Here is a 21209-nt window from a genome sequence, read left to right as displayed (position 1 = left end):
GTGTCTTGCCTGGTCAGGGCGACCGGGAGCGGCGTCGCCGGGCCGCGCATTCCGGCTACCCGGCACGCGGAATTGATGTTCCCGAAGTCGCACAGTGAGTCCGTCGAACGCCTCCGCCGGCGCGTTGGCCGGCGTCCGCCCCTCGCGGCGCCCGGCCGGGCCGTGCCGCTGCCGGCGGTCACGAGGGGCGTTCACCACGGTCCCGCGAACCGGGGTCAGGCGGGTTCCGGCTCCGTCTCGGGCTCGGCCGGGACGGGCTCGACCGGCATCGGCTCGGCCGGCGCCGGCGGCAGCGGATCCGGACTGTCCGGCGACAGCTCACCGGGGTCGTCGGGAATCGGCGCCCCGGGATCCAGCGGCGGATAGCGGTCCGGGTCGGACGGCAGGCGTTCGATCGGCATGGATCCCCCTCTTGGCAGGTACCTGTCAAGATCCGCGTACCCGTGCTCCGCCTGCCCAAACGGTGGCGCCTCAGGCCAGGTCGTCCTCGCTGAGCGCGTCGGCGATCGGGGTGGCGCCGGAGTTGAACCGGATGGTGCGATGGATCGTCGCGGGCTCGCGCAGGGCGTGCGCCACCACCGCGGCGACGTCGGCGCGGCTGACCGAGCCGGCCGTGGCGCCCTGGTTGGCGGTCTCGATGCGGCCGGTCGGCGGGTCGTCGGTGAGCCGGCTCGGGCCCAGCACGGTCCAGGCCAGGGTAGTGCCGGTCAGGTGCGCATCGGCGGCGGCCTTCGCCTCGGCGTACGGGAAGAAGGGGTGCTCGGGCGCGACGCCGTGTTCGATCTGTGAACCGAAGTAGGACACCATCACGTAGCGCTGGACGCCGGCGAGCAGCGCCGCCGTCATGGACCGGATCGCGGCGTCGCGGTCCACCGCGTACGTCCGTGCCGGGTTGCCGCCGCCCGCCCCGGCCGACCAGACGATCGCGTCCTGGCCGCTGAACAGGGCGGCCAGCTCCTCGACGCCGAGCCGCTCGACGTCGGCGACCACCGGCGTCGCGCCGGTGGCCGCGACGTCGGCCCGGTGCGCGGGATCGCGGAAGAGCGCCGTCACCTCGTGTCCGGCCTCGACCAGCAGCGGCAGCAGCAGCCGTGCCACCTTCCCGTGCCCGCCCACCACCAGAACACGCATATCAGTCATCCCGTGACGTTACCGCCTGCCCCGGCCGGCCCGCTCGCCGGAACGCCGGGACACCGGCGATGTCCGGGCACCCGCACGGGCGCCCGGACATCGCGGTCAGCCCTTGACGATCGGCTTGAGCGCCTCGGCGACCCGGGTGATCAGCCCCGGACGGTGTCCGTTCCGGATCAGGTTGATGGTGATCCCGTCGATGCCGGCGCCGATCACCTTCTCGTGCAGCTGCTCGGCGACCTGCTCCGGCGTGCCGAGGAAGGAGCGGTTGCGGCGGTCCTCCGGGATCGTCTCGCCGAGCTCCCGCAGCTCCTGCTCGTTCTCCCCGACCATGCCCATGACCAGGTAGCTCGTGGCCAGCGTCGCCGGGTCCCGGCCGATCTCCGCGCAGCGCTCGCGCAGCACGGCGACCTTGCGGGCCAGGTCCTCCACGTCGCAGATGATGTTCATGTGGTCGGCGAACCGGGCCGCGAGCCGGAACGTCTTCTGCTCGCCGGAGCCGCCCAGCATGATCGGGATGGTCGGCCGCAGGCGCGGATTGTTCATCGGCTCGCGGGCCACGTACCACCGGCCCTCGTGGGTGGCCAGCTCGCCCTTGAGCATCGGCGCGATGATCGTCAGCGCCTCCTCCAGGCGCTCGAACCGCTGCCCGAACGTGCCGAACTCGAATCCGTAGTCGTGGTGCTCGCGCTCGAACCAGCCGGCGCCGATGCCGAGGATCGCCCGGCCCCCGGAGACCACGTCCAGCGTGGTCACGGTCTTCGCCAGCAGGGCGGGATTGCGGTACGTGTTGCCGGTGACCAGGGTGGACAACTGGATCGTCGACGTGGCCGTGGCGAGCGCGCCGAGCGTGGTGTAGGCCTCGAGCATGTTCTGATCCGGCGTGCCGATGCCCGGCAGCTGGTAGAAGTGGTCCATCACCAGCACGGTGTCGAACCCGGCGGCCTCGGCCTCCCTGGCCTGCGCGGCGACCGTGCCGAAGAGGTCCTGCACCGGGACGTCGGGATAGGTGAAGTTCGGAATCTGGTAACCGAGCCGGATGCTCACACTGCCTCCAACCATGTAAGAGGACTCTCACTTGATAATGTAAGAGCTAACTTACACCGTGTCGGGCAGGGGAGGCGGGCGTGTCGCGGCAACGCGGTTACCACCACGGCGACCTGCGGGCCGCCCTGATCGCCACCAGCTTCGAGCTGCTCGCCGAGGGCGGCCTGCGGCGCTTCTCGGTGGCCGCGGTCGCGCGCCGGCTGGGCGTCAGCTCGGCCGCGCCGTACCGTCATTTTCCCGACCGCGACCACCTGCTCTCCGCGGTCTCCGGCGCCGCCGCGGAGGATCTGCGGGCCGCGATCCGCGCGGCCGCCGACGCTGCCGGCGCCGACCCGGCGGACCGGCTGGCCGCGGTGGCCGGAGCCTATTTCCGGTACGTCGTGACGACCGGCGCCGGTTTCCACGTCATCTTCGCCGCCGAGCTGCACCGGGTCGCCGACGAGCAGCGCCGCGCGCGGACCCGCGCGCTGATGGACACCCTGTTCGAGCTCGCCACCGCGACCGCGGTGCCGTCCTACCAGCAGGCCCTGCCGCTGATCGAGGCGATCATCGCGGTCGGGCACGGGTACTCGTCGCTGTTCACCGACGGTTTCTTCGCCCGGAACACGCGCACCGTCGAGGAGATCGCCACCCGCGCCACCGAGGCGGCTCGTGCCCTGATCCGGTGAGCTCGCCCGGCTCCAAGGCCCGTCCGCCCCGACCGGGCGCGGGTCAGGCGCCGTCGCGCGGCACCGACATGGGGTGCCGCTGGTCGTCGCGCTCGGCGAGACGCCCCAGGGCGTGCCGGTACTGCGCCGGGGTGATCTCCCGGCGGATGAGCTGGGCGACCAGAACGCCCTCCAGGCTGGCCGGTTCCGGCGTCACCGCCGGTTCCGGCGAATCCGCCACCGGCGCGGATGCCGGCCACAACGCCCACACCGCGGTAGCGATGGCGGCCAGCCACAACAGGACCACGATGGCCATCGCCACCCCCTTTCATCGATGCCATCCTGGTCCCGCCCGGCCTCGCCCAGCAGGGTCCTTGGTCCCGATCCGGCGATGATCTCCCCACCGGCGGCGCGGCGCTCGCCGCGGCATCGGCCGGCGTCACCGCGCGGCGGCCCGGACGGCGCCTTTCGGGACGACCGGCTCCAGCGGGCCGAGCGTGACGACGGCCCGGTGGTAGAGCCCGGCGACGGCGCGGCAGACCGGCTGCGACTTGGCGGGGTAGGTGGCGCAGCGGCGCTTCAGGTCGGCGTACAGGGCGTCGTCGACGCGCCTCTTGACCGTCGCGTCGAACGCCCTCGCCGCCCGGTAGTTGCGGTACCCGAAGTCGTGCCGCCAGCAGGCCAGCCGGAAGTCGAAGCCGAGCGGCCGGTCCGGGCTGGCGGTGCAGTAGTCGGTGCGCCAGTCGAAGCCGTACTGCGCCCACCGGTCCCGCTGGCGCCGGGCGGCGTCCCAGGCGGCGTAGCTGGCGGCGTGCGGCTGGGTGAGGGCGGCGAGCGCGGCGAGCCGGTCCGGGCCGGTCGCGGCGTGTGCGGGCGCGGCGACGCCGAGCGCGGCGGTCGCGGCGACGGCGAGGGCGGCAAGACGGCGGCGTACGGACACCCGGACCTCCTCAAGACGAGCGGCCGTCCGGTTCGGGCGGCGCCTCGCAGCGACCCGCGGCACCCCGGTCACGCCGTGGTCGTGCTGCCCACCTCGGACACGTCCACCCGCGCGAGTGCGGCGTCGGCCGGACCGCGGCCGGGCTGATCGCCCGTTGAGCTCACGGTAGGCGTGCCGAGCCGTCCGGGGCGGGATTTTCCGGTCGCGGACGGGTGAACACGCGGTCGGCGGGCCGATCCCGGCGACCGGCGGGGCGCCCGGCTCACCGCTCGGCCAGCTCCGGCAGCGCGGCGAGATCGGTGACGATCAGGTGGCAGAGGTCGGTCAGCCGCTGCTGGTGGGCCCGGGCGTGGGCCCGGATGATCAGGAACGCCTCGTCGACGCTGATCCCGCGGGCCTGCGCGAGGACCCCTTTGGCCTGCTCGATCACGATCCGGCTGTCCAGCGCCCGCTGCAGCTGCTCGGTGAGCACCGCACCGCGGCGGATGCGGCGCTGCTGCAGCAGGGCGATCGTCGCCACGTCGGTCACCGCCCGCAGGATCAGCGCGTCCCCGCCGGTCGGGCCGTCGCCGGTGCCGAAGACGCCGAGCGCCCCGACGACCTGGTCGCGCAGCCGCATCGGGACGGCGTGCACGGAGCGGAAACCGGCGGACGTGGCGTGCGCGGCGAAGCGGGGCCAGCGTGGCCCGGCCCGGGCCAGGTCCACCTGGACCGCCTCGCCGGTCCGGAAGGCGTCCAGGCACGGGCCCTCCCGGTCGCGCACCTCGACCAGCTCGATGAGCCGGGCGCTCTCGTCCGAGGCGGCCGTGAGGCCCGGCTGGCCGCGCTCGTCGGCCAGGATCAGCCCGGCCGCGGCGGTGCCGGCCAGCACCCGGGCGCGGTCGGTGAGCAGGTGCAGGAACTCGGGCAGGTCGACCCCGTCGGCCGGGGCGGCGGCCACCTCCACGAAGATCGTCGCGAGCCGCTCGGCGGAAACCCTCGCCATGCCAGCCTCCTCCGGGGGTGCGTCGGTCACCGACGGTGCGCCACGCCACCGGCGGGCGCGTACGCCGGTATGCGTACCATCGCCGCCGCCGGGGAAACCCCGCGGGTGGGCGGCACGGTGGGTCCGGCCCGGCGGGCGGGGGTAGGGGCCGAAAGGTCAGACTTCATCGGTCGTCCGGCGGCGGGTGCGAGACGGTTCGCTGATGGGTGCAGAACGGTTGCGCTCGTACGGTTTGATCTTGGCCCGGGCGCGGCTGTGCCGAGCCGTGCCCGCATGCCCGGCGGCGCCGCTGACCGCCCGCCGGGGCAGCCCCGCACCGTACGTGATCGGAGTCTGATGTCGCCCCGCACCACACCCGGACCGTCCCTGCTGCGCGGCGCGACGACACGGCGGCTCGGCCGCCGCGACGCGCTGCGGCTCGGCGGTCTGTCCGCGCTGGCGGCGGGTCTGGCGGCGTGCGGGGTGCAGGGCAAGGGCACGCCGCAGGCCAGCGTGGACGCCGGGACGCTGGCGGGTTTCTGGCACGGCAAGACCCGCAACGGCAAGCTGGACTTCGCGAACTGGCCGCTGTACATGGATCCGGAGCGGCCCGAGCTGAAGAGGTTCACCGCGAAGACCGGCATCCAGGTGAACTACCAGGAGGTCATCCAGGAGATGGGCCCCTGGTTCGCCAAGGTGCAGCCGCAGCTGTCGGCGAAGCAGCCGATCGGCTACGACCTGATGGTGATCACCAACGGGATCCAGTTCGGGCAGTTCCGCTCGGCCGGGTTCCTGGCCCCGCTCGACCACGCCCAGCTGCCGAACTTCGCCCGGAACGCGGCCGCCAAGTACCGCGAGGAGTCCTTCGACCCGGGCAACGTGTTCAGCGTGCCGTGGGCCTCCGGGATCACCGGCATCGCCTACGACCCGGAGAAGACCGGGCGGGAGATCACCAGCCTCGCCGACCTGTGGGACCCCGAGTTCAAGGGCAAGGTCGGCATGATGTCCGACGTCACCGAGCTGGCCAACTTCGGCCTGCTCGCCGCGGGCATCAAGCCGGCCGACTCGGGCGAGCAGGACTGGCGCAGGGCCGCCGCCAAGCTCAAGAAGCAGAAGGACGCCGGCATCGTCCGCAAGTACTTCGAGCAGGACTACGTCGACGCGCTCGGCAGCGGCGAGGTGTGGATCACCCAGGCCTGGTCCGGCGACATCTTCCAGAAGAACCTCTCCGAGGGCACGAACCTCAAGTTCGTGATCCCGCGGGAGGGCGGCACGATCTGGACCGACAACTTCGCCATCCCGGTCACCGCGGCCAACCCGGTCGACGCGCTGATGCTGATCGACTTCTTCTACGAGGTGGAGAACGCGGCGTCGCTCGCCGAGTACATCAACTACGCCTGCCCGGTCCCGGCCGCCCAGGCGCAGATCCGTGAGGACGCGGCGGCGCTGTCCGGATCGGAGCGCGCCGACATGGAACGGGTCGCCGGCAGCCCGCTGGTGTTCCCCAGCGAGGCGGACTACGCGAAGCTGCACTACTACGTCGGCTTCAACACCGCCGAGGAGCAGCAGACCTTCTCGTCCATCTTCGAGCCGATCGTCCTGGGCTGACCGGCCGCGCGCACTGCTGCGCGAGAACCCGCCACGGGTACGGCCCGACCGGCCGCGGCCCCGTGCTCCACGGGCCCACCGGTTGACGGTGGCCGTCGTGGAGCACGGGACGCCCGGTCAGCCGCCGGTGATCGACCAGTGCCAGGCCTCCGACGGGAGGTTGACGAAGCCGTACTTGCGGGCGTGCGTGGTCATCCACTTGAACGCCTTGGACGAGCGGGTCAGCGTCCGGCCGCCGGAGGTGACGTCGACGGCCAGGCCGAGCTCGTGCAGCGACCGGCCGGGGATGGCGGTGGGGACGCGGCAGGACGAGGCGGGCGCGGTCCACACGTCCGGGCAACCGTTGATCTTCCGTAGTTCGATCTGTCGCTGGGTGGTGCGGAACCCACCCGCGGAGATCCGGATGCCGGCGGCCCCGGCGTCGTCGACCATGCGCTTGAACGAGAACGCGATCGTCTTGTTCACGGTCACCCCGTACACCCGGGTGGTGTCCGTGGTCTTGAACACCGACCGGAACTGGGTGACGACGTCGCGGCTGAGCGTGGCGGCCTGCCCGGCGAGGGCGGCGGCGGTGGGCAGCGCGAGATAGGTCGTCCGGGCGCGGGTGGCGGCCGCGGTGTGCTGGGCGAGCGCGGCGTTGGCCTTGGTGACCCGGGCGGCGGTGAGCTTCACCCCGGTGCGGGCGGTCACCAGCGCGGCGGCGTGCTTCTGCGCCTGCAACCGGCGGGTGTTGGCGGCCAGGGTCGCGGTGCTGACCGCCCTGCTCGCCCGGGTGACGGCCGCCTTGCTGCGCGGCTTCCGCTTCGTGGCGGTGCTGAGCGCGACCTTGGCGGTGGCGAGCGCCTTGCTGGCCGTGACGTGCTGGGAGCGGGCGTTCGCGTCGGCGGCGACCGCGGCGGTCAGGCGGGTCCGGGCGGACTCGCCGGCCTTGGCCGCGGCCGCGGCCTCGGTGGTCCAGGTGCGGATGGCGGCCTGCTCGGTGGCGTAGGTCCGGCGCAGGGCCGCGGCCTGCGTGTCCCGGGTGAGGCTACGGTGCATCAGGCTGGACCAGGAGCTGGCGACCCCGGGAACCGCGGCCTCGGCCGGCGCGGGCGCCCCGGCGGTCACGGATACGGTGGCGGCCAGCGCGATGATCGCCGCGGCGGCGGAGCTCGGGAGAGTTCGCTGTCGTGTCGTCATTTACAAGACTGTGGGAGTCCACGGGTCCGTGCTGCGGTCCGGACCGGTTTCGATGAGGTTGCCGTGGTCAGTCGGGGGTGAAGAGACCCTGGATGCCGACGAGGATCGCGATGACGCCGAAGACCGCGACGGCCAGCGCCCGGCCCGCCGGCCCGGTGTGGCCGGGCGGGTCGAGGATCCGCTTGCCGGTGAACCTCTCCCAGCTCAGCAGGGCGCCGACGGCCAGGCCGACCACCTCGAAGTGCCGGACACGGCCGTCGACGAGGTGCACGATCAGGTAGAAACCGGCCGCGACCAGCGCCACGATCCCGATCAGCCAGGACCAGCGGGCCACCCGCCCGGCGAACCGCTCCAGCCCGGCGCCGACGTCGGGGACCCGGCGCAGCAGTGGCAGGCCGAGCAGCAGACCGCCGAGGATGTTGGTGAGATCGAGCAGGAGAGCCACGGCGCCGAGGGTAATGGGAGCGCTTCCAGCGACCTAGATCAGGTGCAGGCGCCGCTCGGCGACGCCGATACGCACCCGCTGCCCCCAGGACAGCTCCAGCGCGTCCGACTCCAGGCCGTCGGCGAAGACCACCAGCCGCTCGCTCTCGCTGGTCAGCTCCAGGCCCTGGCCGTGGGCCAGCAGGCCGCAGACGTGCCGCACGCCGGTGGCCGGGGACGGCCAGGCCTCCCGTACGAACCAGCACAGCGCCGGATCGCCCGGCGCCGGCAGCGGCGGGGCGCCCACCCGCTCCCGGGCGATCGAGGCGCACCAGCCCGTCGCGCCGGTGCCGGTCCCGGCGATCAGCCCGGACGACGACTGGCGCTCCCGGCCGCCGTCCGTGGTGGTGAGCACGTAGCGGGCGGACTGGTGGCCGGCGTGTCCGACATAGATCTCGTTGAGGCCGTACAGCTCCTGACCATCGTCGAGGCGGGCGAGCGCCATCGTGCGCCGCTGGCCGCTCGGCAGCCGGCGCAGCAGCCCGCCGATCGCCGAGGCGGGGTGCCGGACCAGGACGCCGGGGTTGCGGCCGGGCTCCGGGTCCACGCCGATCACCGGTTGCCCGTCCAGGTACTTCGCCACATTCGCCACCAGGCCGTCCGGGCCGACCGCGACCACGATGTCCTCGGGGGCGAAGAGGAAGCGCGGCAGATCCGTACGCTCGACGTGACCGCGCCGCCAGTCGGCCGGGACCGCGGCGCCGACCTCGGTCAGCGCCGCCCGCAGCGCCTCGTGCCGCGCGGTCACCTCGTCCAGGTCACGGCCGCGCTGCCGGAGGTAGTACGCCGCGGCGCCGCGGGTGCCGTGCCGGGCGAGCAGCTCGTCGAGCTCGCTGCGCCGCGACACGACCACCACGCGCGGGGTGAGGGTGCTCATCCGAGCCGGCCGATCAGCTTGCTGACCAGGTCGGGGGTGATGGTCAGCTCCTTGATCGCGGGCACGTGCCGGGCCAGCTCGCGCAGCGCCAGCGCCTGCAGCACCTCGGCCGGCACGTCGCGGTACGCCGCCAGCCGGGCCGCCTCCGCCTCCGCCTCGGCCAGCCCGACCGCCCGGGCCCCGGCCGCGCGGGCCTCGTCGCGCGCCCGCTCCGCGTCGGCCTGCGCGTCCGCGGCCACCCGCGCCCGCTGCGCCTCGCTCTGCGCGGCCACCAGCTGCGACTCGGCGTCCAGCTCGGCGCTGCGGCGGGCGTTCGCCCCGTGCTGCTCGACCAGGTGCTGTTCCTGGCGGGCCAGCTCGATCTTGCTCTGCAGCTCGTTCTCGGCGATGGCGCGTTCCTGCTGGACGGCGTGCGCGCGGCGGGCGTACGTCGCTTGGTCCGCGTCCTGCTGCACCCTCTCCCGGGTGGGGGTCTGCAGCGCCCGCTCCAGGTCCGGCTCCGGCCGGATCGCCACCACCCGGGCGCTGACCACGGTCACCCCGGTCTCGGCCAGCCGCGGGTCGGCGGCCAGCGCGTCCGCGACCGACTGCCGCACCGGCGCGATCCCGGTGGTCAGCGCCTCGGCCAGGCTCAGCCGGGCGAGCAGGTCGAGCGCCGGCTGCTGGGCCAGTTCGGCGAGCAGCGTGGCGACCTGGTCGAGCGGCTGCCCGCGCCACCGTCCCCGGTACGGGTCGATGGAGAAGTCCAGCCGGGCCGCGGCGGCCGCCGGGTCGCTGACCCGGTAGGTCACCGTGGCCTGCACGGTCACGTCGGCGAAGTCCTCGGTCCGGGCGTGGAACAGCAGCGGCAGCTCCCGGTCGTCGACCGGCACCTCGGACAGCACCGCGGTCAGCGGCCGGTACCAGAACGCCAGACCGGTGCCGGCGCGCCTGGCCTTTCCCCGGACGGTGTGGCTGACCCAGCTGGTCGGGGCGGAGCGCAGGTGGCGCAGGTGCAGTCGTCGGGTCACGTCGGCCATCGAGGGCCCCCTCTCGTTTTCGTCATGCTGACGATAAAGCGCCCAGCTATTATCGTCAACATGACGCTTAAGATGACGTCGGTCACCGTCGACCTGGTGCTGCTCACCATCCGGCAGGACGCGCTGCAGGTGCTGCTGATCCGCCGGGGGATCGAGCCGTTCGCCGGGCAGTGGGCGCTGCCCGGCGGCTTCATCCACGACGACGAGGATCTGGACGAGGCCGCCGCCCGGGAACTGCGCGAGGAGACCGGCCTGGACCCCTCGGCCGGCCACCTGGAGCAGCTGGCCACCTACGGCTGTCCGGGACGCGACCCGCGCGGGCGGGTGGTGACCGTCGCCTATCTGGCCCTGCTGCCGGACCTGCCGTCGCCGGTGGCCGGCAGCGACGCGGCGCAGGCACGGTGGTGGCCGGTCGGCGACCTGCGTCTGGCCTTCGACCACGACCGGATCCTGGCCGACGGCCTGGAGCGGGCCCGGGCCAAATTGGAGTACACCCCGCTGGCCACGGCCTTCTGCCCGGCGGAGTTCACCGTGGCCGAGCTGCGCGCGGTCTACGAGACGGTGTGGCGGACCCGGCTGGACCCGCGCAACTTCCACCGCAAGGTGACCAGCGCGGAGAACTTCATCGAGGCCACCGGCCACAGTGTCACCCGCGACCGCGGCCGGCCCGCCCAGCTGTTCCGGCGGGGCCCGGCCACGCTGCTGCACCCGCCGCTGCTGCGCCCCTGAGCGCCGCACGCATCGGCCGAAAGTCGTAGGGCCGCGCGCGCGGGTCCGGTCCGTCGGCGGATGCCCGCCGCCGCGCCGGCGACCAGGATGGGTTGCGCCAGCGCGGCATGCTTCACGATGCGGCGGACGGGGGGAGCGCAGATGTCGGTGGTCGGGGAACGGGCGGCGGTCTCGCGTGCGGAGGCGGCGCCGCCCCGCTGGGTGCGGCCACCGTCCGCCCGGCGCGTGGTGGCCCGGCTCGTGCAGTTCACCGGCGCGGCCGGCGCGGTGTTCTCCGTGCTGCCGCCGCGGCACCACCACGTCTCCATGCTGGCCGGCATGGTCCCCACCGCCGGGCTGGTCACCGCCCGGGCGGCCGCCGCGCTCGTCGGCGTCCTGCTGGTCTACCTGGGCGCCGGCCTGCGCCGCGGCAAGCGCCGGGCCTGGCAGCTCGCCCTGGTGCTGTCGCTGGTCAGCGTCGCCCTGCACGTGGTCAAGGGCGGCTTGGTGCCGACCGTCTTCGCCGGTGGCATCGCCGCGCTGCTGGTCGCCGAGCGCGACGAGTTCACCGCCGCCGGCGAGCGGCGCAACCGCTGGCGCGCCGCCCGGGCGTGCGTGACGTTCCTGGGCTCCGGCTTCGTGCTCGGCTTCGCCGAGATCGCCGTACGGGTCAATCGCCTCGACCGCCCCGCCGGAGTGCTCGGCTGGGCCGAGCACGCGGCCCTCGGCCTGATCGGGGTGTCCGGGCCGGTCCACTTCCGCTCGCCGCTGGGCGCCCTCACCGTGTCGCTCACCACCGGCGCGTTCGGGCTGCTGGCGTTCGCCTCCGGCGCGGTGCTGCTGCTGCGCCCGTGCACCGGCGCGCGGCCCGGCGCCGGTGACGACCAGGACCGGCTGCGCGCGGTGCTCGACCGGCACGGCGCCGCGGACTCGCTGGGCTACTTCGCGCTGCGCACGGACAAACAGCTGGTCTGGGCCCCGTCCGGGCGGGCCGCGGTCGCCTACCGCGTGGTCAACGGCGTGAGCCTGGCCTCCGGCGATCCGCTCGGCCTGCCCTCGGAGTGGCCGCGCGCGATCGGCGAGTGGCTCGCCGACTGCGCCGCGCACGGTTGGACGCCGGCCGTGCTGGCCTGCGGCACCGCCGGCGGCCGGGCCTATCAGCGGGCCGGGCTGGACGTGATCGAGCTCGGTGACGAGGCGATCGTCGACGTCGCCGGCTTCGCCCTGCAGGGCCGGCCGATGCGCGGGGTACGCCAGGCGGTCGGCCGGATGCGCCGCGCCGGCTACACCTGCGCGGTCGTGCGGCAGCGGGACCTGAGCGCCGAGACCCTCGCCGAGGTGGTCGGCTGCGCCGACGCGCTGCGCGACGGCAAGGTGGAGCGCGGCTTCTCGATGGCGCTGTCCCGGGTCGGCGACCCGGCCGACGGCGACTGCCTGCTGGTGCTCTGCCGCGACGGGGACGGGGCGCTGCGTGGCATCCTGCAGTTCGTGCCGTGGGGGCGCCACGGCCTGTCGCTCGATCTGATGCGCGGCGACCGGAGCGCGCCCAACGGGCTGACCGAGCTGATGGTGGTCTCGGCGATCGAGGCCGCGCCCGGCTTCGGCGTCGAGCGGATCTCGCTGAACTTCGCGGTGCTCCGGTCGGTCTTCGCGCGGGCCGAGGAGCTGGGCGCCGGCCCGGTCGTCCGGCTGTGGTGCCGGATCCTGCGGGCCGCCACCCGGCGGTGGCAGATCGAGTCGCTGTACCGGGCCAACGCGAAGTACCTGCCGGACTGGCAGCCGCGCTTCCTCTGCTTCCCCTCGGCGCGTGACCTGCCGCGGATCGCGCTCGCGGCGCTGAGCGCCGAGTCGTTCCTGCCCGCGCGCGGCGCGCGGGCCGCGAGCCCGGCGTGAGCCTGACCGGCCTGCCGCTGATCCTGCTCACCGGGACGCTCGCGGTGCTGGTGGCGGCCGCGACCGTCCGGGGGTGGCGGCGGCCCGCGATCCGGATCGCCGGGCTGATCCTCACCGAGGCGCTGATCGTGGCCGGGGCGGGCCTGATCGCCAACCGCTCGGCCGGCTTCTACCCGTCCTGGCGGGCCCTCGGCGGGGCGCCGGACGCCACGGTGCCGACCCCCGTGGCGCCCGGCCGGCTCGACGGCGCGCTCGGCGGCCGGGGCGCCGTGCTCGGCTGGGCCCCGCCGGAGGCGGCGGGCTGGCGGCTGGCCGTCCGGCCGCAACTGGTCATCCCGCCGGACTACCCGGCCCGCCCGGAGCGCACCTTCCCGGTCGTGGTGGCGCTGGTCGGCGCGCCGGACGCGGCGTCGCTGCGGCGGACCGCCGCGTCGGCCCCGGGCGTGCTGACCCTCATCCTGCGCCCCACCGCCGGCACCACCGCGACGGCGCTCGCCGCGCTGCCCGGCGCCCTGGCGCGCGACGTGCGCAGCGCCGGCGCGCCGGCGGTCCTGGCCACCCCGCGGTGGGCGCCGCTGGCCGCCGCCTGGTCCGGGCGCCCCGCGGTGTCCGGCTTCGCCGAGGCCGTACGCGCGCTGCCGGAACCGCTCGCCGCGCCGCTGCGGCTGCCGTCGTGACCATCGACGCGCCGGGCACCGTGCTCGCCGGTGTGCTCACCGTCCTGGCGCTCACCACCGTCCTGGCGCTGCGCTGGGACCGGGCCCGGCTGACCGGCCGGATCGCGCTGGTCACGGCCGTGGCGCTGAGCGTCGCCGGCACGACCGCGCTGGAGCTCAACCGGCTGACCGAGACCTATCCGAGCTGGCGGGAGCTGGCCGGCGCCGCCCCGCCCCCGGTGACGCACCGCCGCGGGCCCGGCGCCGGGCAGCTGGTCACCTACCGGGTGGACGGGCCGGCCAGCGGGATCAGCATGCCGATGAGCGTCTACCTGCCCGCCGCGTACCTGCGCCCGGACGCCCGGCGGCTGCGGTTCCCGGTGATCGAGGCGCTGCACGGGTACCCGGGCACGCCCGAGTCGTGGATCCGGCGGCTGGACATCGCCGGGCACCTGGACCGGGAGATCGCGGCGGGACGGATGGCGCCGACGGTCGTGCTGCTGCCGTACCAGAGCCCGCAACGGCTGCTCGACACCGAGTGCACGAACCTGGCCGGCGGGCCGCGGACCGAGACGTACCTGACCCGGGACGTGCCCGAGTGGGCCGGCACCCACCTGCGGGTCCGCACCGACCGGGCCGCCTGGGGGCTGATCGGCTATTCGGCCGGCGGTTTCTGCGCGATGAACCTCGCGCTCAAGCACCCCGGCCGGTACGCCGCGGCGGCCAGCCTGTCCGGCTACGCCGACCCGGGCATCCGGGTCGGCGACGGCAGCGAGCGCACCACGAACAACATCGCCTGGCGGCTGGCGCACCTGCCGCAGCCGGCAACCGCGCTGTGGATCGGCTGGGCCGACGACGACCGCGCCGCGCGCGCCGGTTCCCGGCGCATCGCGCGGCTGGCGAGGGCGCCGCTGACCGTGGTCACCGCCGTCGTCCCGCACGGCGGGCACAGCCACGCGGTCTGGCGGCAGATGGAGGGACCGGCCCTGGACTGGCTCTCCGCCCACCTGGCCCGCCCGGCGGCCCCGGCCGCGGCTCAGGACCGCTGACGCCCCGCGGCGCACCCGCCTTGCGGTACGGCCGGGGTCAGCCCGCCCACGCCAGCACGCGCAGCGCCCGCAACGTGTTCCAGCGGCTCGGCCGGCCGTCCTGTTCGAGCGGGAACCAGACCTGGCCGGGGTGGGTGTTCTCCAGCAGCCAGGTGCCGTCCGGCTGCCGCTTGCGGCGCACCAGGTCCAGGGCCTCGCCCAGACGCTCGTCGCAGGCGTCCCCGGTGGCGCGGAAGTAGTCCAGGGCGCGCAGCACGTCGTAGCGCCAGCGGGTCGGGAAGGAGAACCTGAGCCAGTCCGGGTCGACGATCTCACCGGTGCTGCGACGCCGGAACAGGTGGCGTTGCAGCAGGTACTGCTCACCCCGGCGGCGCGCCTGCGTCAGCGCCGCGCTGCCACCGGTGGCGCGTTCGTAGGCGAGCAGGCCGTCCAGGACGCAGATGGTGCTGGCGAACGACGAGACCGTCGACCCGTTGCCGGTGTAGCAGTTCCACCCGCCGTCGGCGAGCTGGCCGCCGAGCAGCCGGGCGACCACGTGCCGCACGTCGTGCCCGAAGTAGACGCCGAGCCGGGCGACCCGGCCGTTGACGCACGGCTCCACCTCGCCGTAGAAGAACAGCTCGGCGTTGTGCTCCCAGCGCGAGCGGTCGCGCACCTGCCGCACCGCGTGTCGGACCCGCTCGTCGGCCGGGTCCGCGCCGAAGTCGGCCAGCAGCTGCAGGGTGTGCAGGGTGGACGTCCACGGTTGCCCGGCGCCGCGGTCCGGCCGGTCGAACCAGCCGCCGGGGAAACCCGCGCCGCCGTCCCACTGCCCGTCCGGGCCCTGCAGATCGAGCAGCCGGGCGCCCCATCCCTCGCGGGCGATCCGGGCGCGTTCCGCCGCGATGCGCTGTGCCGGGGCGTGCGCCAGGTCGCGCAGCACCTGCCAGCGGATCGCCGGGTCGGAGCCGCCGTCGAGCATCCATTCCAGGACGTCCATGTCCCGACCCTAGCGGCCGATCGGCGCGCCCGCCCGGCGTGGGCACAGGGCGCCGACCGGCCGTTCGATCGTGGCGTGCGGGCGGGGCGCCGGGCGCGGACGGCCGGATAGCATGCCGGTGAGCGGAGTTCCGCTCCGGTCGAGTGGCAGGGGAGCGGTGTGAGCGCGGAGACGACCCCCGGGCGGCGGGTGCGCGCCGACGCGCAGCGCAGCCGGGACGCGCTGCGGCAGGCGGCCAGGGAGGTGTTCGCCACCTCCGGCGTGCACGCGCCGGTCCGCGAGATCGCCGAGCGCGCCGGGGTCGGCCTGGGCACCGTCTACCGGCACTTCCCGCAGCGTTCCGACCTGGTCACCGCGGTCTTCCGGCACGAGGTGGACGCCTGCGCGGAGGCCGCGGAGCAGCTCGCGGCGGCGCATCCGCCGGTCGAGGCGCTCACCCGGTGGCTGGACCGGTACATCGACTTCATCGCGACCAAGCGCGGCCTGGCCGCCGCCCTGCACTCCGGCGACCCGGCGTTCACCTCCCTGCCGGCGTACTTCGACGAGCACCTGCGGCCGGCGCTCAGCACCCTGCTGTCGGCGGCGGCCGCGACCGGGGAGGTCCGCGGGGACGTGGACCCGGGCGACCTGCTGCGGGCGGTGGCGAACCTGTCCCTGCCCGCCGAGGAGGATCCGGCGCACACCCGCCGGATGGTGGCGCTGCTGATCGACGGCCTGCGCCACGGGGCGGCGCACGGCCACGGGGCCGGCTCGCCGGCCGCCCGCTGAGCGGCGCTCAGACCGGCTCCGGCGTGCCGGCGGAGGGTTCGGGCGTGCCGGCGGAGGGTTCGGGCGTGCCGGCGGAGGGTTCGGGCGTGCCGGCGGGCAGGGTGAAGACCAGACGGGCGCCCTTCTCGTACGACCCGTCGAGCTCAATCGCGCCGCCGTGGTGCTCCACCACCTTCTTGCAGATGGCCAGGCCGATCCCGGTGCCCCCGTAGCGGTCCCGGGGGTGCAGCCGCTGGAAGATCACGAAGATCTTGTCGGCGAACTCCGGGTCGATCCCGATGCCGTTGTCGCTGACCGTGAACGTCCACATCGCGCCGGTGGCGGTCGCGGTGATCTCGACGTGCGGGGCGGTACCGGGCCGGCGGAACTTGATCGCGTTGCCGAGCAGGTTCTGCCACAGCATGGTCAGCAGGGTGACGTCGCCGGGCACCACCGGCAGCGGCGGCCGGACGATGCGGGCGCCGGTCTCGGCGATGCCGGACGCCAGCGTCTCCTGCACCCGGTTCAGGATGTCGTCCAGGGCGACCGGGGTGCTGTCGTCGTAGATCCGGCCGATCCGGGAGAAGGTCAGCAGGTCGTTGATCAGCCGCTGCATCCGGGTGGCGCCGTCCACGGCGAACGCGATGTACTGCCGCGCCCGGTCGTCGAGCGCGTCACCGTAGCGGCGCTGCAGCATCTGGCAGAACGAGGCCACCTTGCGCAGCGGCTCCTGCAGGTCGTGCGAGGCGACGTAGGCGAACTGCTCCAGATCGGCGTTCGACCGGCGCAGCTCGGCCTCGCGCAGCTCCAGCTCGTCGCGGGCCCGGCGGGTGACGGTCAGCGCGTCGACCAGCCGGCGCCGCATCGCCTCCACGTCGCGGCCCAGCTCGGCGACGTCGGCCGGCCCGTGCGGGGACAGCTCGTGGTCGAATGCGCCGCCGGACACCCGCCGGACCGCGGCGCCGAGCCGGGTGAGCGGGCGCACGACGGCGACCCGCAGCAGCACCGCGATCGCCGCGATGAGCAGCAGCAGCGCGAAGACGAGGCCGACGAAGACGATGTCGCGCAGCCGGCGGGTGTGCTCGAGCGCCGCGCGGCCCTCCTGCCGTGCGGTGGCCAGCCGCCGGTCGAGAGTGTCCAGGCGGGCGCGGACCGGGGCGAACGCGGCGGCCACGTCCCCGCCGCGGGTCCGGATCGCCGGGTCGGCGACCGTGCCGCGCCACCGGGCGGCGGCCTCCTCGACCGCGGTGAGGTCGGCCAGCGGCTGCGACTCGCCGCCGAGCAGGTCACGCAGGACGGTGGCGGCAGCGCGCTCGGCGGTCACGCTCTCGCGGTACAGGTCGAGGAACTGCGGCGCCCGGCTGAGCAGGTAGCCGCGCAGCGCGGTGTCCTGGTTGCGCAGCGCGTCGTCGAGCTGCACCACGGCGGTGCGGGCCGGGGAGATCCGGTCGTTGAGCCGGTTCGACGCCGTGCTGGTCCGGTTCAGCGCCTGCGCGCCGACGACGGTGGCGGCGAGGATGAGCACCACCATGGCGGTCAGCACCGCCGCGAAGTACCGCTGGGTCGTCCACCGCCGGGTTCGAGTCACATCGGCACGGTAGAGCATCCCGGATCGACCGGCGTGGCTGCCACGTCGTGACACGATGTCGGCCGGTAGGCCGTACGTCATATCGATTTCTTGCCCCGGGGTTCCGGAACCTCGCCGCCCGCACCGCGCTGACCTGGGCTATCGCGGCCGGGACCGGTTTCGGGCCATTGACAGTGATTAACGGCGAGTTCACAGTGACGGCAAGCGAGCGCTTCCTCCGGCCGTTCCCGGGGGCGAGCCGCCTCGCTACCCGCCGGCGCCGGCCCCGCTCCCTTCCCCCTTCCGGACGGAAAGGCTGCTCGACCATGCGAAAACGTCCCCTCCTGGCGGCCGCGGCCGCTGCCGTGCTCGCCGCCTACGTGCTGACCGCCGCCACCGCGGCCAGCGCCGCCGACACCCTGCTGTCCCAGGGCCGGTCCGCGACCGCCTCGTCCACCGAATCGGCGGCCTTCCCGGCCGGCAACGCGGTCGACGGCAACCCCGCGACCCGCTGGTCCAGCGCGTTCAGCGACCCGCAGTGGCTGCAGGTCGACCTGGGCGCCAGCGCCACGATCACCTCGGTGGTGCTGGACTGGGAGGCCGCGTACGCGCGATCCTTCACCGTCCAGGCCTCGGCCACCGGCAGCGCGTGGAGCACGCTCTACAGCACCACCACCGGCGCCGGCGGCCGGCAGGCGCTGACCGTCAGCGGCGCCGGCCGGTACGTGCGCCTGACCACCACGGCCCGGGCCACCCAGTGGGGTGTCTCGCTCACCGAGTTCCAGGTCTACGGGACCGGCGGCGGCGCCACGACGCCGACCATCCCGCCCGGCGCGGTCCGGGTCGCCGAGTTCCTCGCCGACTGCCCGTTCAGCCACCGGCTGCCCGACGACCCGATCGTCTTCCCGAACCTGCCGGGCGCCTCGCACATGCACAGCTTCTTCGGCAGCGTGGCGACCAACGCGTCCACCACCGTCGAGCAGCTGATCAACGCGAACAGCAACTGCAACCCGTCGGTCGACAGGTCGTCGTACTGGATCCCCACCCTGTACCGCGACAACGTGCCGGTGGAGCCGGTCACCGGCATCTTCTACTACCTGGGGGAGGGCGTCTCGGACGCGTTGATCGCGCAGACCCAGCCGTTCCCGGTCGGCCTGCGTGTCGTGGCCGGCAACGCCAAGGCGACCGGGCCGGCCGACAACACCATCGCCCGCTGGTCGTGCCTGCACGCCGGGGAGGTCAACCCGTCGTCGAACTTCGTCAACTGCCCGGCGGGCTCGATGCTGGAGTCGTACCTGGACTTCCCGCACTGCTGGGACGGCCGCAACCTGGACTCGGCCGACCACAAGAGCCACATGGCGTACCCGGTCGGCAACGCCTGCCCGGCCAGCCACCCGGTGGTGGTGCCGAAACTGCGCCAGGTGATGCGGTACCCGGTGACCGGCGACCCGAGCCGCCTGCGGCTGGCCTCCGGCGCCGGCTACACCATGCACGGCGACTTCTTCAACGCCTGGCCGGCGCAGGAGATGGCGCGCCGGGTCAACGACTGCATCCGGATCATCGTCAAGTGCGGGGTCGACGGCCGCCCTTGATGATCTTCACGGGGGCGACGTAGGTTGCCCCCGTGGAACCTCGGCGAACGACGATCAGTGACCAGACCCGCGCCCGGCACGCGGCCTCGTTCGGCGCGGCGGCGCAGGCGTACCGGCGGGGCCGCCCACCGTATCCGCCGCAGGCGGTGGCCTGGGCGGCGCCCGAGCCGGCGCGGACGGTCCTGGACCTGGGGGCCGGCACCGGCAAGTTCACCGAACAGCTGGTCGCCGCCGGGCGCGAGGTCGTGGCCGTCGAGCCGTCCGCGCCCATGCGCGAGCAGCTGGTCGCCGCGGTGCCCGGCGTGGCGGTGCACGCCGGATCGGCCGAGCGCATCCCGCTGCCGGACGCCTGCGTCGACGCGGCCGTGATGGCCCAGGCCTGGCACTGGGTCGACCCGCGGCGGGCGATTCCGGAGATCGCCCGGGTGCTGCGGCCCGGCGGCACGCTCGGTCTGGTGTGGAACGTACGGGATGTGAGCGAGCCGTGGGTGGCCGAGCTGGACGGCGTGATGCACGAGCACACCCGGGAGGAGATGGACACCGAGCCGGTGCTGGGCCCCCCCGTTCGAGCGGCTGGAGCGCGCCGAGTTCCGCTGGCGGCACACCCTGAGCCGGGCGGCGCTGCTGGACATGGTGGCCTCCCGCAGCTACGTGATCGTGCTGCCGGAGGCGGAACGGGCGGAGCTGCTCGGCAACGTCATCGAGCTGCTGGACGCGCACCCCGACCTGGCCGGCCGCGAACAGCTGCGCCTGCCGTACGTCACCCGCTGCACCCGCGCGGTCCGCGCCGCCTGATCACCGGCACGGACCGCGCGGCGGCCGGTCACCGGTGGGCGTGGGCGCGGGCCGGGCGCAGCGTGCCGAGCAGGACGGCCAGGGCCGCGATGTTGGCCAGCAGGACCGCCGCGGCCAAGCCGATCACGGCCAGGCCGACCTCGTTCTCCGACACGTTGTCGGTCGCTGGCAGCAGCAGCGCCGACCCGCCGGCCACGAGCACGGCCATCACCGCGGTCACCACGCACCCGAAGACGTGCGCGGCGCGGGTGCGCAGCCCGCCGACCAGGGCCGCCGCGGCCGGGCAGACCAGGGCGAACAGCGACGCCACCGCGACCGCGGCGATCCCGGTCCGGGCGTCCTGCGGCCCGGTGTCGAACCTCGTCCCGACCGCCGGCAGCGCGAGCAGCAGACCGGCGAGCAGCGACGCGATGGCGTCGAGGCCGAGCACGAACGCCCCGACCACCGCCGCCGCGCCGACCGGCCGCTGTTGATCTTGCGGATTCATGGCAGAGAACATATGCGGTGGGCCGGAAGTCCGTACGGTCGAGGTCCGCGGTCCCGGGCCGGGCGGACCGCCGGCGGAATATCTTTTCGCCATGGAATCCGCACGGCGGCGCCGTCTGCGCCGGTTCGTCCCGCCACAGCACGGCGCCTGGGCGATGCTGCTGCTGCCGTATCTGATCGGGGTCGTCGCCGCGGGCCCGCGCTGGCCGCACCTGCCGCTGCTGGTCGCCTGGCTGGCCGGCTACCTGCTGTCCTACTACGCGCTGCAGGCGGTCAAGTCGCGGCGGCCGGCGCGTTACCGGGACCAGCTTCTCCTGTACGGCCTGAGCGCCACGCTGCCCGCCGCCGTGGTCGTGGCGGCCCGCCCCGCCGTGCTGATCTACGCGCCGGTGTTCGCCGTGCTGCTCGCCCTCAACGCCTGGTACGCCTGGTGCCGCCGGGAGCGGGCGCTGCTCAACGACCTGGTCTCGGTCGTGCAGAGCTGCCTGATGGTCCCGGTCGCCGCGACCGTGGCGGGCGTCCCCGCCGGTGACGTGGCCGTGCCCTGCGCCGCCGCCCTGCTGTACTTCACCGGCACCGTCCTCTACGTCAAGACGATGATCCGGGAACGCGGGAGCCGCGCGTACCACCGGGCGTCGGTCGCCTACCACCTGGCCGCGGTGGCCGTCGCCGGGTGGCTGAGCATCCCGCTCGCCGTGCTGTTCGGCGTCCTCGCGGTGCGCGCCGCCGCCCTGCCACGCCGCCGCCTCACGCCGAAACAGGTCGGGCTGCTGGAGATCGGCGCGTGCGTCCTGCTCGGCGGCGCGCTCGTCGTGGCGTGAGGGGGCCGCGATCAATGCACG

Annotated in this window: 23 protein-coding genes and 1 pseudogene; 11 read left to right on the top strand and 13 right to left on the bottom strand. The window is 74.5% G+C overall.

Translation table 11 applies throughout. The annotated features are described in order from the left end of the window. Positions 1-215 precede the first annotated feature (215 nt). The 3 genes from ACTEI_RS19390 to ACTEI_RS19380 all read right to left on the bottom strand — a co-directional run bounded on the left by ACTEI_RS19390 (position 216) and on the right by ACTEI_RS19380 (position 2178). Positions 216-401, bottom strand: a complete 186-nt coding sequence (locus ACTEI_RS19390; RefSeq protein WP_122978945.1) for a hypothetical protein — start codon at positions 399-401, stop codon at positions 216-218. A 70-nt stretch (positions 402-471) separates the two neighbouring features. After that, on the bottom strand, positions 472-1140 hold the full coding sequence (locus ACTEI_RS19385; protein ID WP_122978944.1) for an SDR family oxidoreductase: 669 nt from the start codon (positions 1138-1140) through the stop codon (positions 472-474). A 96-nt stretch (positions 1141-1236) separates the two neighbouring features. Next, positions 1237-2178, bottom strand: coding sequence for an LLM class F420-dependent oxidoreductase (locus tag ACTEI_RS19380; protein ID WP_122978943.1), 942 nt, complete (start codon positions 2176-2178; stop codon positions 1237-1239). 80 nt (positions 2179-2258) lie between these two features. Between ACTEI_RS19380 and ACTEI_RS19375 the strand changes: the two genes are divergently transcribed. Continuing rightward, positions 2259-2846: a TetR/AcrR family transcriptional regulator gene (locus tag ACTEI_RS19375; protein ID WP_122978942.1), complete on the top strand. Its 588-nt coding sequence runs from the start codon at positions 2259-2261 to the stop codon at positions 2844-2846. Between the two features lie 43 nt (positions 2847-2889). On the opposite strand, the gene ACTEI_RS19370 is transcribed toward ACTEI_RS19375, so the two are convergent. From ACTEI_RS19370 to ACTEI_RS19360, 3 genes are all read right to left on the bottom strand, one after another. Further along, positions 2890-3141 (bottom strand): hypothetical protein, encoded by a 252-nt coding sequence (locus ACTEI_RS19370; protein ID WP_122978941.1) that lies wholly within the window; start codon positions 3139-3141, stop codon positions 2890-2892. Positions 3142-3264: 123 nt separating this feature from the next. After that, on the bottom strand, positions 3265-3765 hold the full coding sequence (locus ACTEI_RS19365; RefSeq protein ID WP_122978940.1) for a phospholipase: 501 nt from the start codon (positions 3763-3765) through the stop codon (positions 3265-3267). Between the two features lie 262 nt (positions 3766-4027). Further along, on the bottom strand, positions 4028-4750 hold the full coding sequence (locus ACTEI_RS19360) for a GAF and ANTAR domain-containing protein (RefSeq protein WP_122978939.1): 723 nt from the start codon (positions 4748-4750) through the stop codon (positions 4028-4030). Positions 4751-5086: 336 nt separating this feature from the next. Here ACTEI_RS19360 and ACTEI_RS19355 point away from each other — a divergent pair, with 336 nt between their 5' ends. Beyond that, positions 5087-6337: a polyamine ABC transporter substrate-binding protein gene (locus tag ACTEI_RS19355; RefSeq protein WP_122978938.1), complete on the top strand. Its 1251-nt coding sequence runs from the start codon at positions 5087-5089 to the stop codon at positions 6335-6337. Positions 6338-6454: 117 nt separating this feature from the next. Here the strand turns inward: ACTEI_RS19355 and ACTEI_RS19350 are convergent, their stop codons facing one another. The 4 genes from ACTEI_RS19350 to ACTEI_RS19335 all read right to left on the bottom strand — a co-directional run bounded on the left by ACTEI_RS19350 (position 6455) and on the right by ACTEI_RS19335 (position 9895). Beyond that, positions 6455-7516: a M15 family metallopeptidase gene (locus ACTEI_RS19350; RefSeq protein WP_164466023.1), complete on the bottom strand. Its 1062-nt coding sequence runs from the start codon at positions 7514-7516 to the stop codon at positions 6455-6457. 67 nt (positions 7517-7583) lie between these two features. Beyond that, complete coding sequence (locus tag ACTEI_RS19345; RefSeq protein ID WP_122978937.1) at positions 7584-7961, bottom strand: hypothetical protein; 378 nt, start codon at positions 7959-7961, stop codon at positions 7584-7586. A gap of 33 nt (positions 7962-7994) precedes the next feature. Then, positions 7995-8876: a diacylglycerol kinase catalytic domain-containing protein gene (locus tag ACTEI_RS19340; protein WP_122978936.1), complete on the bottom strand. Its 882-nt coding sequence runs from the start codon at positions 8874-8876 to the stop codon at positions 7995-7997. Continuing rightward, positions 8873-9895 (bottom strand): SPFH domain-containing protein, encoded by a 1023-nt coding sequence (locus ACTEI_RS19335; protein WP_122978935.1) that lies wholly within the window; start codon positions 9893-9895, stop codon positions 8873-8875. Before ACTEI_RS19335 ends, ACTEI_RS19340 begins: the two co-directional genes overlap by 4 nt. A 60-nt stretch (positions 9896-9955) precedes the next feature. Between ACTEI_RS19335 and ACTEI_RS19330 the strand changes: the two genes are divergently transcribed. The 4 genes from ACTEI_RS19330 (at position 9956) to ACTEI_RS19315 (ending at position 14201) form a co-directional block, all read left to right on the top strand. After that, positions 9956-10624 (top strand): NUDIX hydrolase, encoded by a 669-nt coding sequence (locus ACTEI_RS19330; RefSeq protein WP_122978934.1) that lies wholly within the window; start codon positions 9956-9958, stop codon positions 10622-10624. A 141-nt stretch (positions 10625-10765) separates the two neighbouring features. Further along, positions 10766-12496, top strand: coding sequence for a phosphatidylglycerol lysyltransferase domain-containing protein (locus ACTEI_RS19325; protein ID WP_122978933.1), 1731 nt, complete (start codon positions 10766-10768; stop codon positions 12494-12496). After that, complete coding sequence (locus ACTEI_RS19320) at positions 12493-13173, top strand: hypothetical protein (RefSeq protein WP_122978932.1); 681 nt, start codon at positions 12493-12495, stop codon at positions 13171-13173. Before ACTEI_RS19325 ends, ACTEI_RS19320 begins: the two co-directional genes overlap by 4 nt. Then, a complete protein-coding gene (locus tag ACTEI_RS19315) occupies positions 13170-14201 on the top strand; it encodes an alpha/beta hydrolase (protein ID WP_122978931.1) in 1032 nt (343 codons plus the stop codon). The genes ACTEI_RS19320 and ACTEI_RS19315 overlap by 4 nt, the downstream gene beginning before the upstream one ends. 37 nt (positions 14202-14238) lie before the next feature. Here ACTEI_RS19315 and ACTEI_RS19310 read toward each other — a convergent pair whose 3' ends face one another. Next, a complete protein-coding gene (locus tag ACTEI_RS19310; RefSeq protein WP_122978930.1) occupies positions 14239-15180 on the bottom strand; it encodes a hypothetical protein in 942 nt (313 codons plus the stop codon). Positions 15181-15339: 159 nt separating this feature from the next. Here ACTEI_RS19310 and ACTEI_RS19305 point away from each other — a divergent pair, with 159 nt between their 5' ends. Then, positions 15340-15948, top strand: a complete 609-nt coding sequence (locus ACTEI_RS19305; protein WP_122978929.1) for a TetR/AcrR family transcriptional regulator — start codon at positions 15340-15342, stop codon at positions 15946-15948. Positions 15949-15955: 7 nt separating this feature from the next. Here the strand turns inward: ACTEI_RS19305 and ACTEI_RS19300 are convergent, their stop codons facing one another. Next, on the bottom strand, positions 15956-17515 hold the full coding sequence (locus ACTEI_RS19300; protein ID WP_203723668.1) for a sensor histidine kinase: 1560 nt from the start codon (positions 17513-17515) through the stop codon (positions 15956-15958). Positions 17516-17820: 305 nt separating this feature from the next. Between ACTEI_RS19300 and ACTEI_RS19295 the strand changes: the two genes are divergently transcribed. From ACTEI_RS19295 to ACTEI_RS38460, 3 genes and pseudogenes are all read left to right on the top strand, one after another. Then, on the top strand, positions 17821-19086 hold the full coding sequence (locus ACTEI_RS19295) for a DUF1996 domain-containing protein (protein ID WP_122978927.1): 1266 nt from the start codon (positions 17821-17823) through the stop codon (positions 19084-19086). Between the two features lie 32 nt (positions 19087-19118). Next, positions 19119-19487, top strand: a pseudogene (locus ACTEI_RS39205) (class I SAM-dependent methyltransferase); the annotation flags it as partial. 229 nt (positions 19488-19716) lie between these two features. Further along, the gene (locus ACTEI_RS38460; protein WP_239082413.1) at positions 19717-19881 is read left to right on the top strand and encodes a hypothetical protein; all 165 of its coding nucleotides are present in this window, start codon (positions 19717-19719) and stop codon (positions 19879-19881) included. 28 nt (positions 19882-19909) lie between these two features. Here the strand turns inward: ACTEI_RS38460 and ACTEI_RS19285 are convergent, their stop codons facing one another. Next, positions 19910-20368, bottom strand: coding sequence for a hypothetical protein (locus tag ACTEI_RS19285; protein WP_122978926.1), 459 nt, complete (start codon positions 20366-20368; stop codon positions 19910-19912). A 91-nt stretch (positions 20369-20459) separates the two neighbouring features. Between ACTEI_RS19285 and ACTEI_RS19280 the strand changes: the two genes are divergently transcribed. Next, positions 20460-21188 carry a YwiC-like family protein gene (locus tag ACTEI_RS19280; RefSeq protein ID WP_122978925.1) on the top strand — a complete coding sequence of 243 codons (729 nt, stop codon included), beginning with the start codon at positions 20460-20462 and terminating at the stop codon, positions 21186-21188. Positions 21189-21209: the final 21 nt, after the last annotated feature.

It is taken from the genome of Actinoplanes teichomyceticus ATCC 31121 (assembly GCF_003711105.1).
Taxonomy (GTDB): Bacteria; Actinomycetota; Actinomycetes; order Mycobacteriales; family Micromonosporaceae; genus Actinoplanes; species Actinoplanes teichomyceticus.
This window is presented reverse-complemented; position numbering and strand designations above follow the sequence as displayed.

Bases quoted from the DNA above. Each gene is read 5' to 3' on its own strand.
- ACTEI_RS38460 (WP_239082413.1), top strand. From the start codon at position 19,717: ATGGTGGCCTCCCGCAGCTACGTGATCGTGCTGCCGGAGGCGGAACGG.
- ACTEI_RS19280 (WP_122978925.1), top strand. From the start codon at position 20,460: ATGGAATCCGCACGGCGGCGCCGTCTGCGCCGGTTCGTCCCGCCACAG.
- ACTEI_RS19385 (WP_122978944.1), bottom strand. From the start codon at position 1,140: ATGACTGATATGCGTGTTCTGGTGGTGGGCGGGCACGGGAAGGTGGCA.
- ACTEI_RS19355 (WP_122978938.1), top strand. From the start codon at position 5,087: ATGTCGCCCCGCACCACACCCGGACCGTCCCTGCTGCGCGGCGCGACG.
- ACTEI_RS19370 (WP_122978941.1), bottom strand. From the start codon at position 3,141: ATGGCCATCGTGGTCCTGTTGTGGCTGGCCGCCATCGCTACCGCGGTG.
- ACTEI_RS19310 (WP_122978930.1), bottom strand. From the start codon at position 15,180: ATGGACGTCCTGGAATGGATGCTCGACGGCGGCTCCGACCCGGCGATC.
- ACTEI_RS19390 (WP_122978945.1), bottom strand. From the start codon at position 401: ATGCCGATCGAACGCCTGCCGTCCGACCCGGACCGCTATCCGCCGCTG.
- ACTEI_RS19360 (WP_122978939.1), bottom strand. From the start codon at position 4,750: ATGGCGAGGGTTTCCGCCGAGCGGCTCGCGACGATCTTCGTGGAGGTG.
- ACTEI_RS19335 (WP_122978935.1), bottom strand. From the start codon at position 9,895: ATGGCCGACGTGACCCGACGACTGCACCTGCGCCACCTGCGCTCCGCC.
- ACTEI_RS19330 (WP_122978934.1), top strand. From the start codon at position 9,956: ATGACGCTTAAGATGACGTCGGTCACCGTCGACCTGGTGCTGCTCACC.
- ACTEI_RS19340 (WP_122978936.1), bottom strand. From the start codon at position 8,876: ATGAGCACCCTCACCCCGCGCGTGGTGGTCGTGTCGCGGCGCAGCGAG.
- ACTEI_RS19285 (WP_122978926.1), bottom strand. From the start codon at position 20,368: ATGAATCCGCAAGATCAACAGCGGCCGGTCGGCGCGGCGGCGGTGGTC.
- ACTEI_RS19295 (WP_122978927.1), top strand. From the start codon at position 17,821: ATGCGAAAACGTCCCCTCCTGGCGGCCGCGGCCGCTGCCGTGCTCGCC.
- ACTEI_RS19325 (WP_122978933.1), top strand. From the start codon at position 10,766: ATGTCGGTGGTCGGGGAACGGGCGGCGGTCTCGCGTGCGGAGGCGGCG.
- ACTEI_RS19350 (WP_164466023.1), bottom strand. From the start codon at position 7,516: ATGACGACACGACAGCGAACTCTCCCGAGCTCCGCCGCCGCGGCGATC.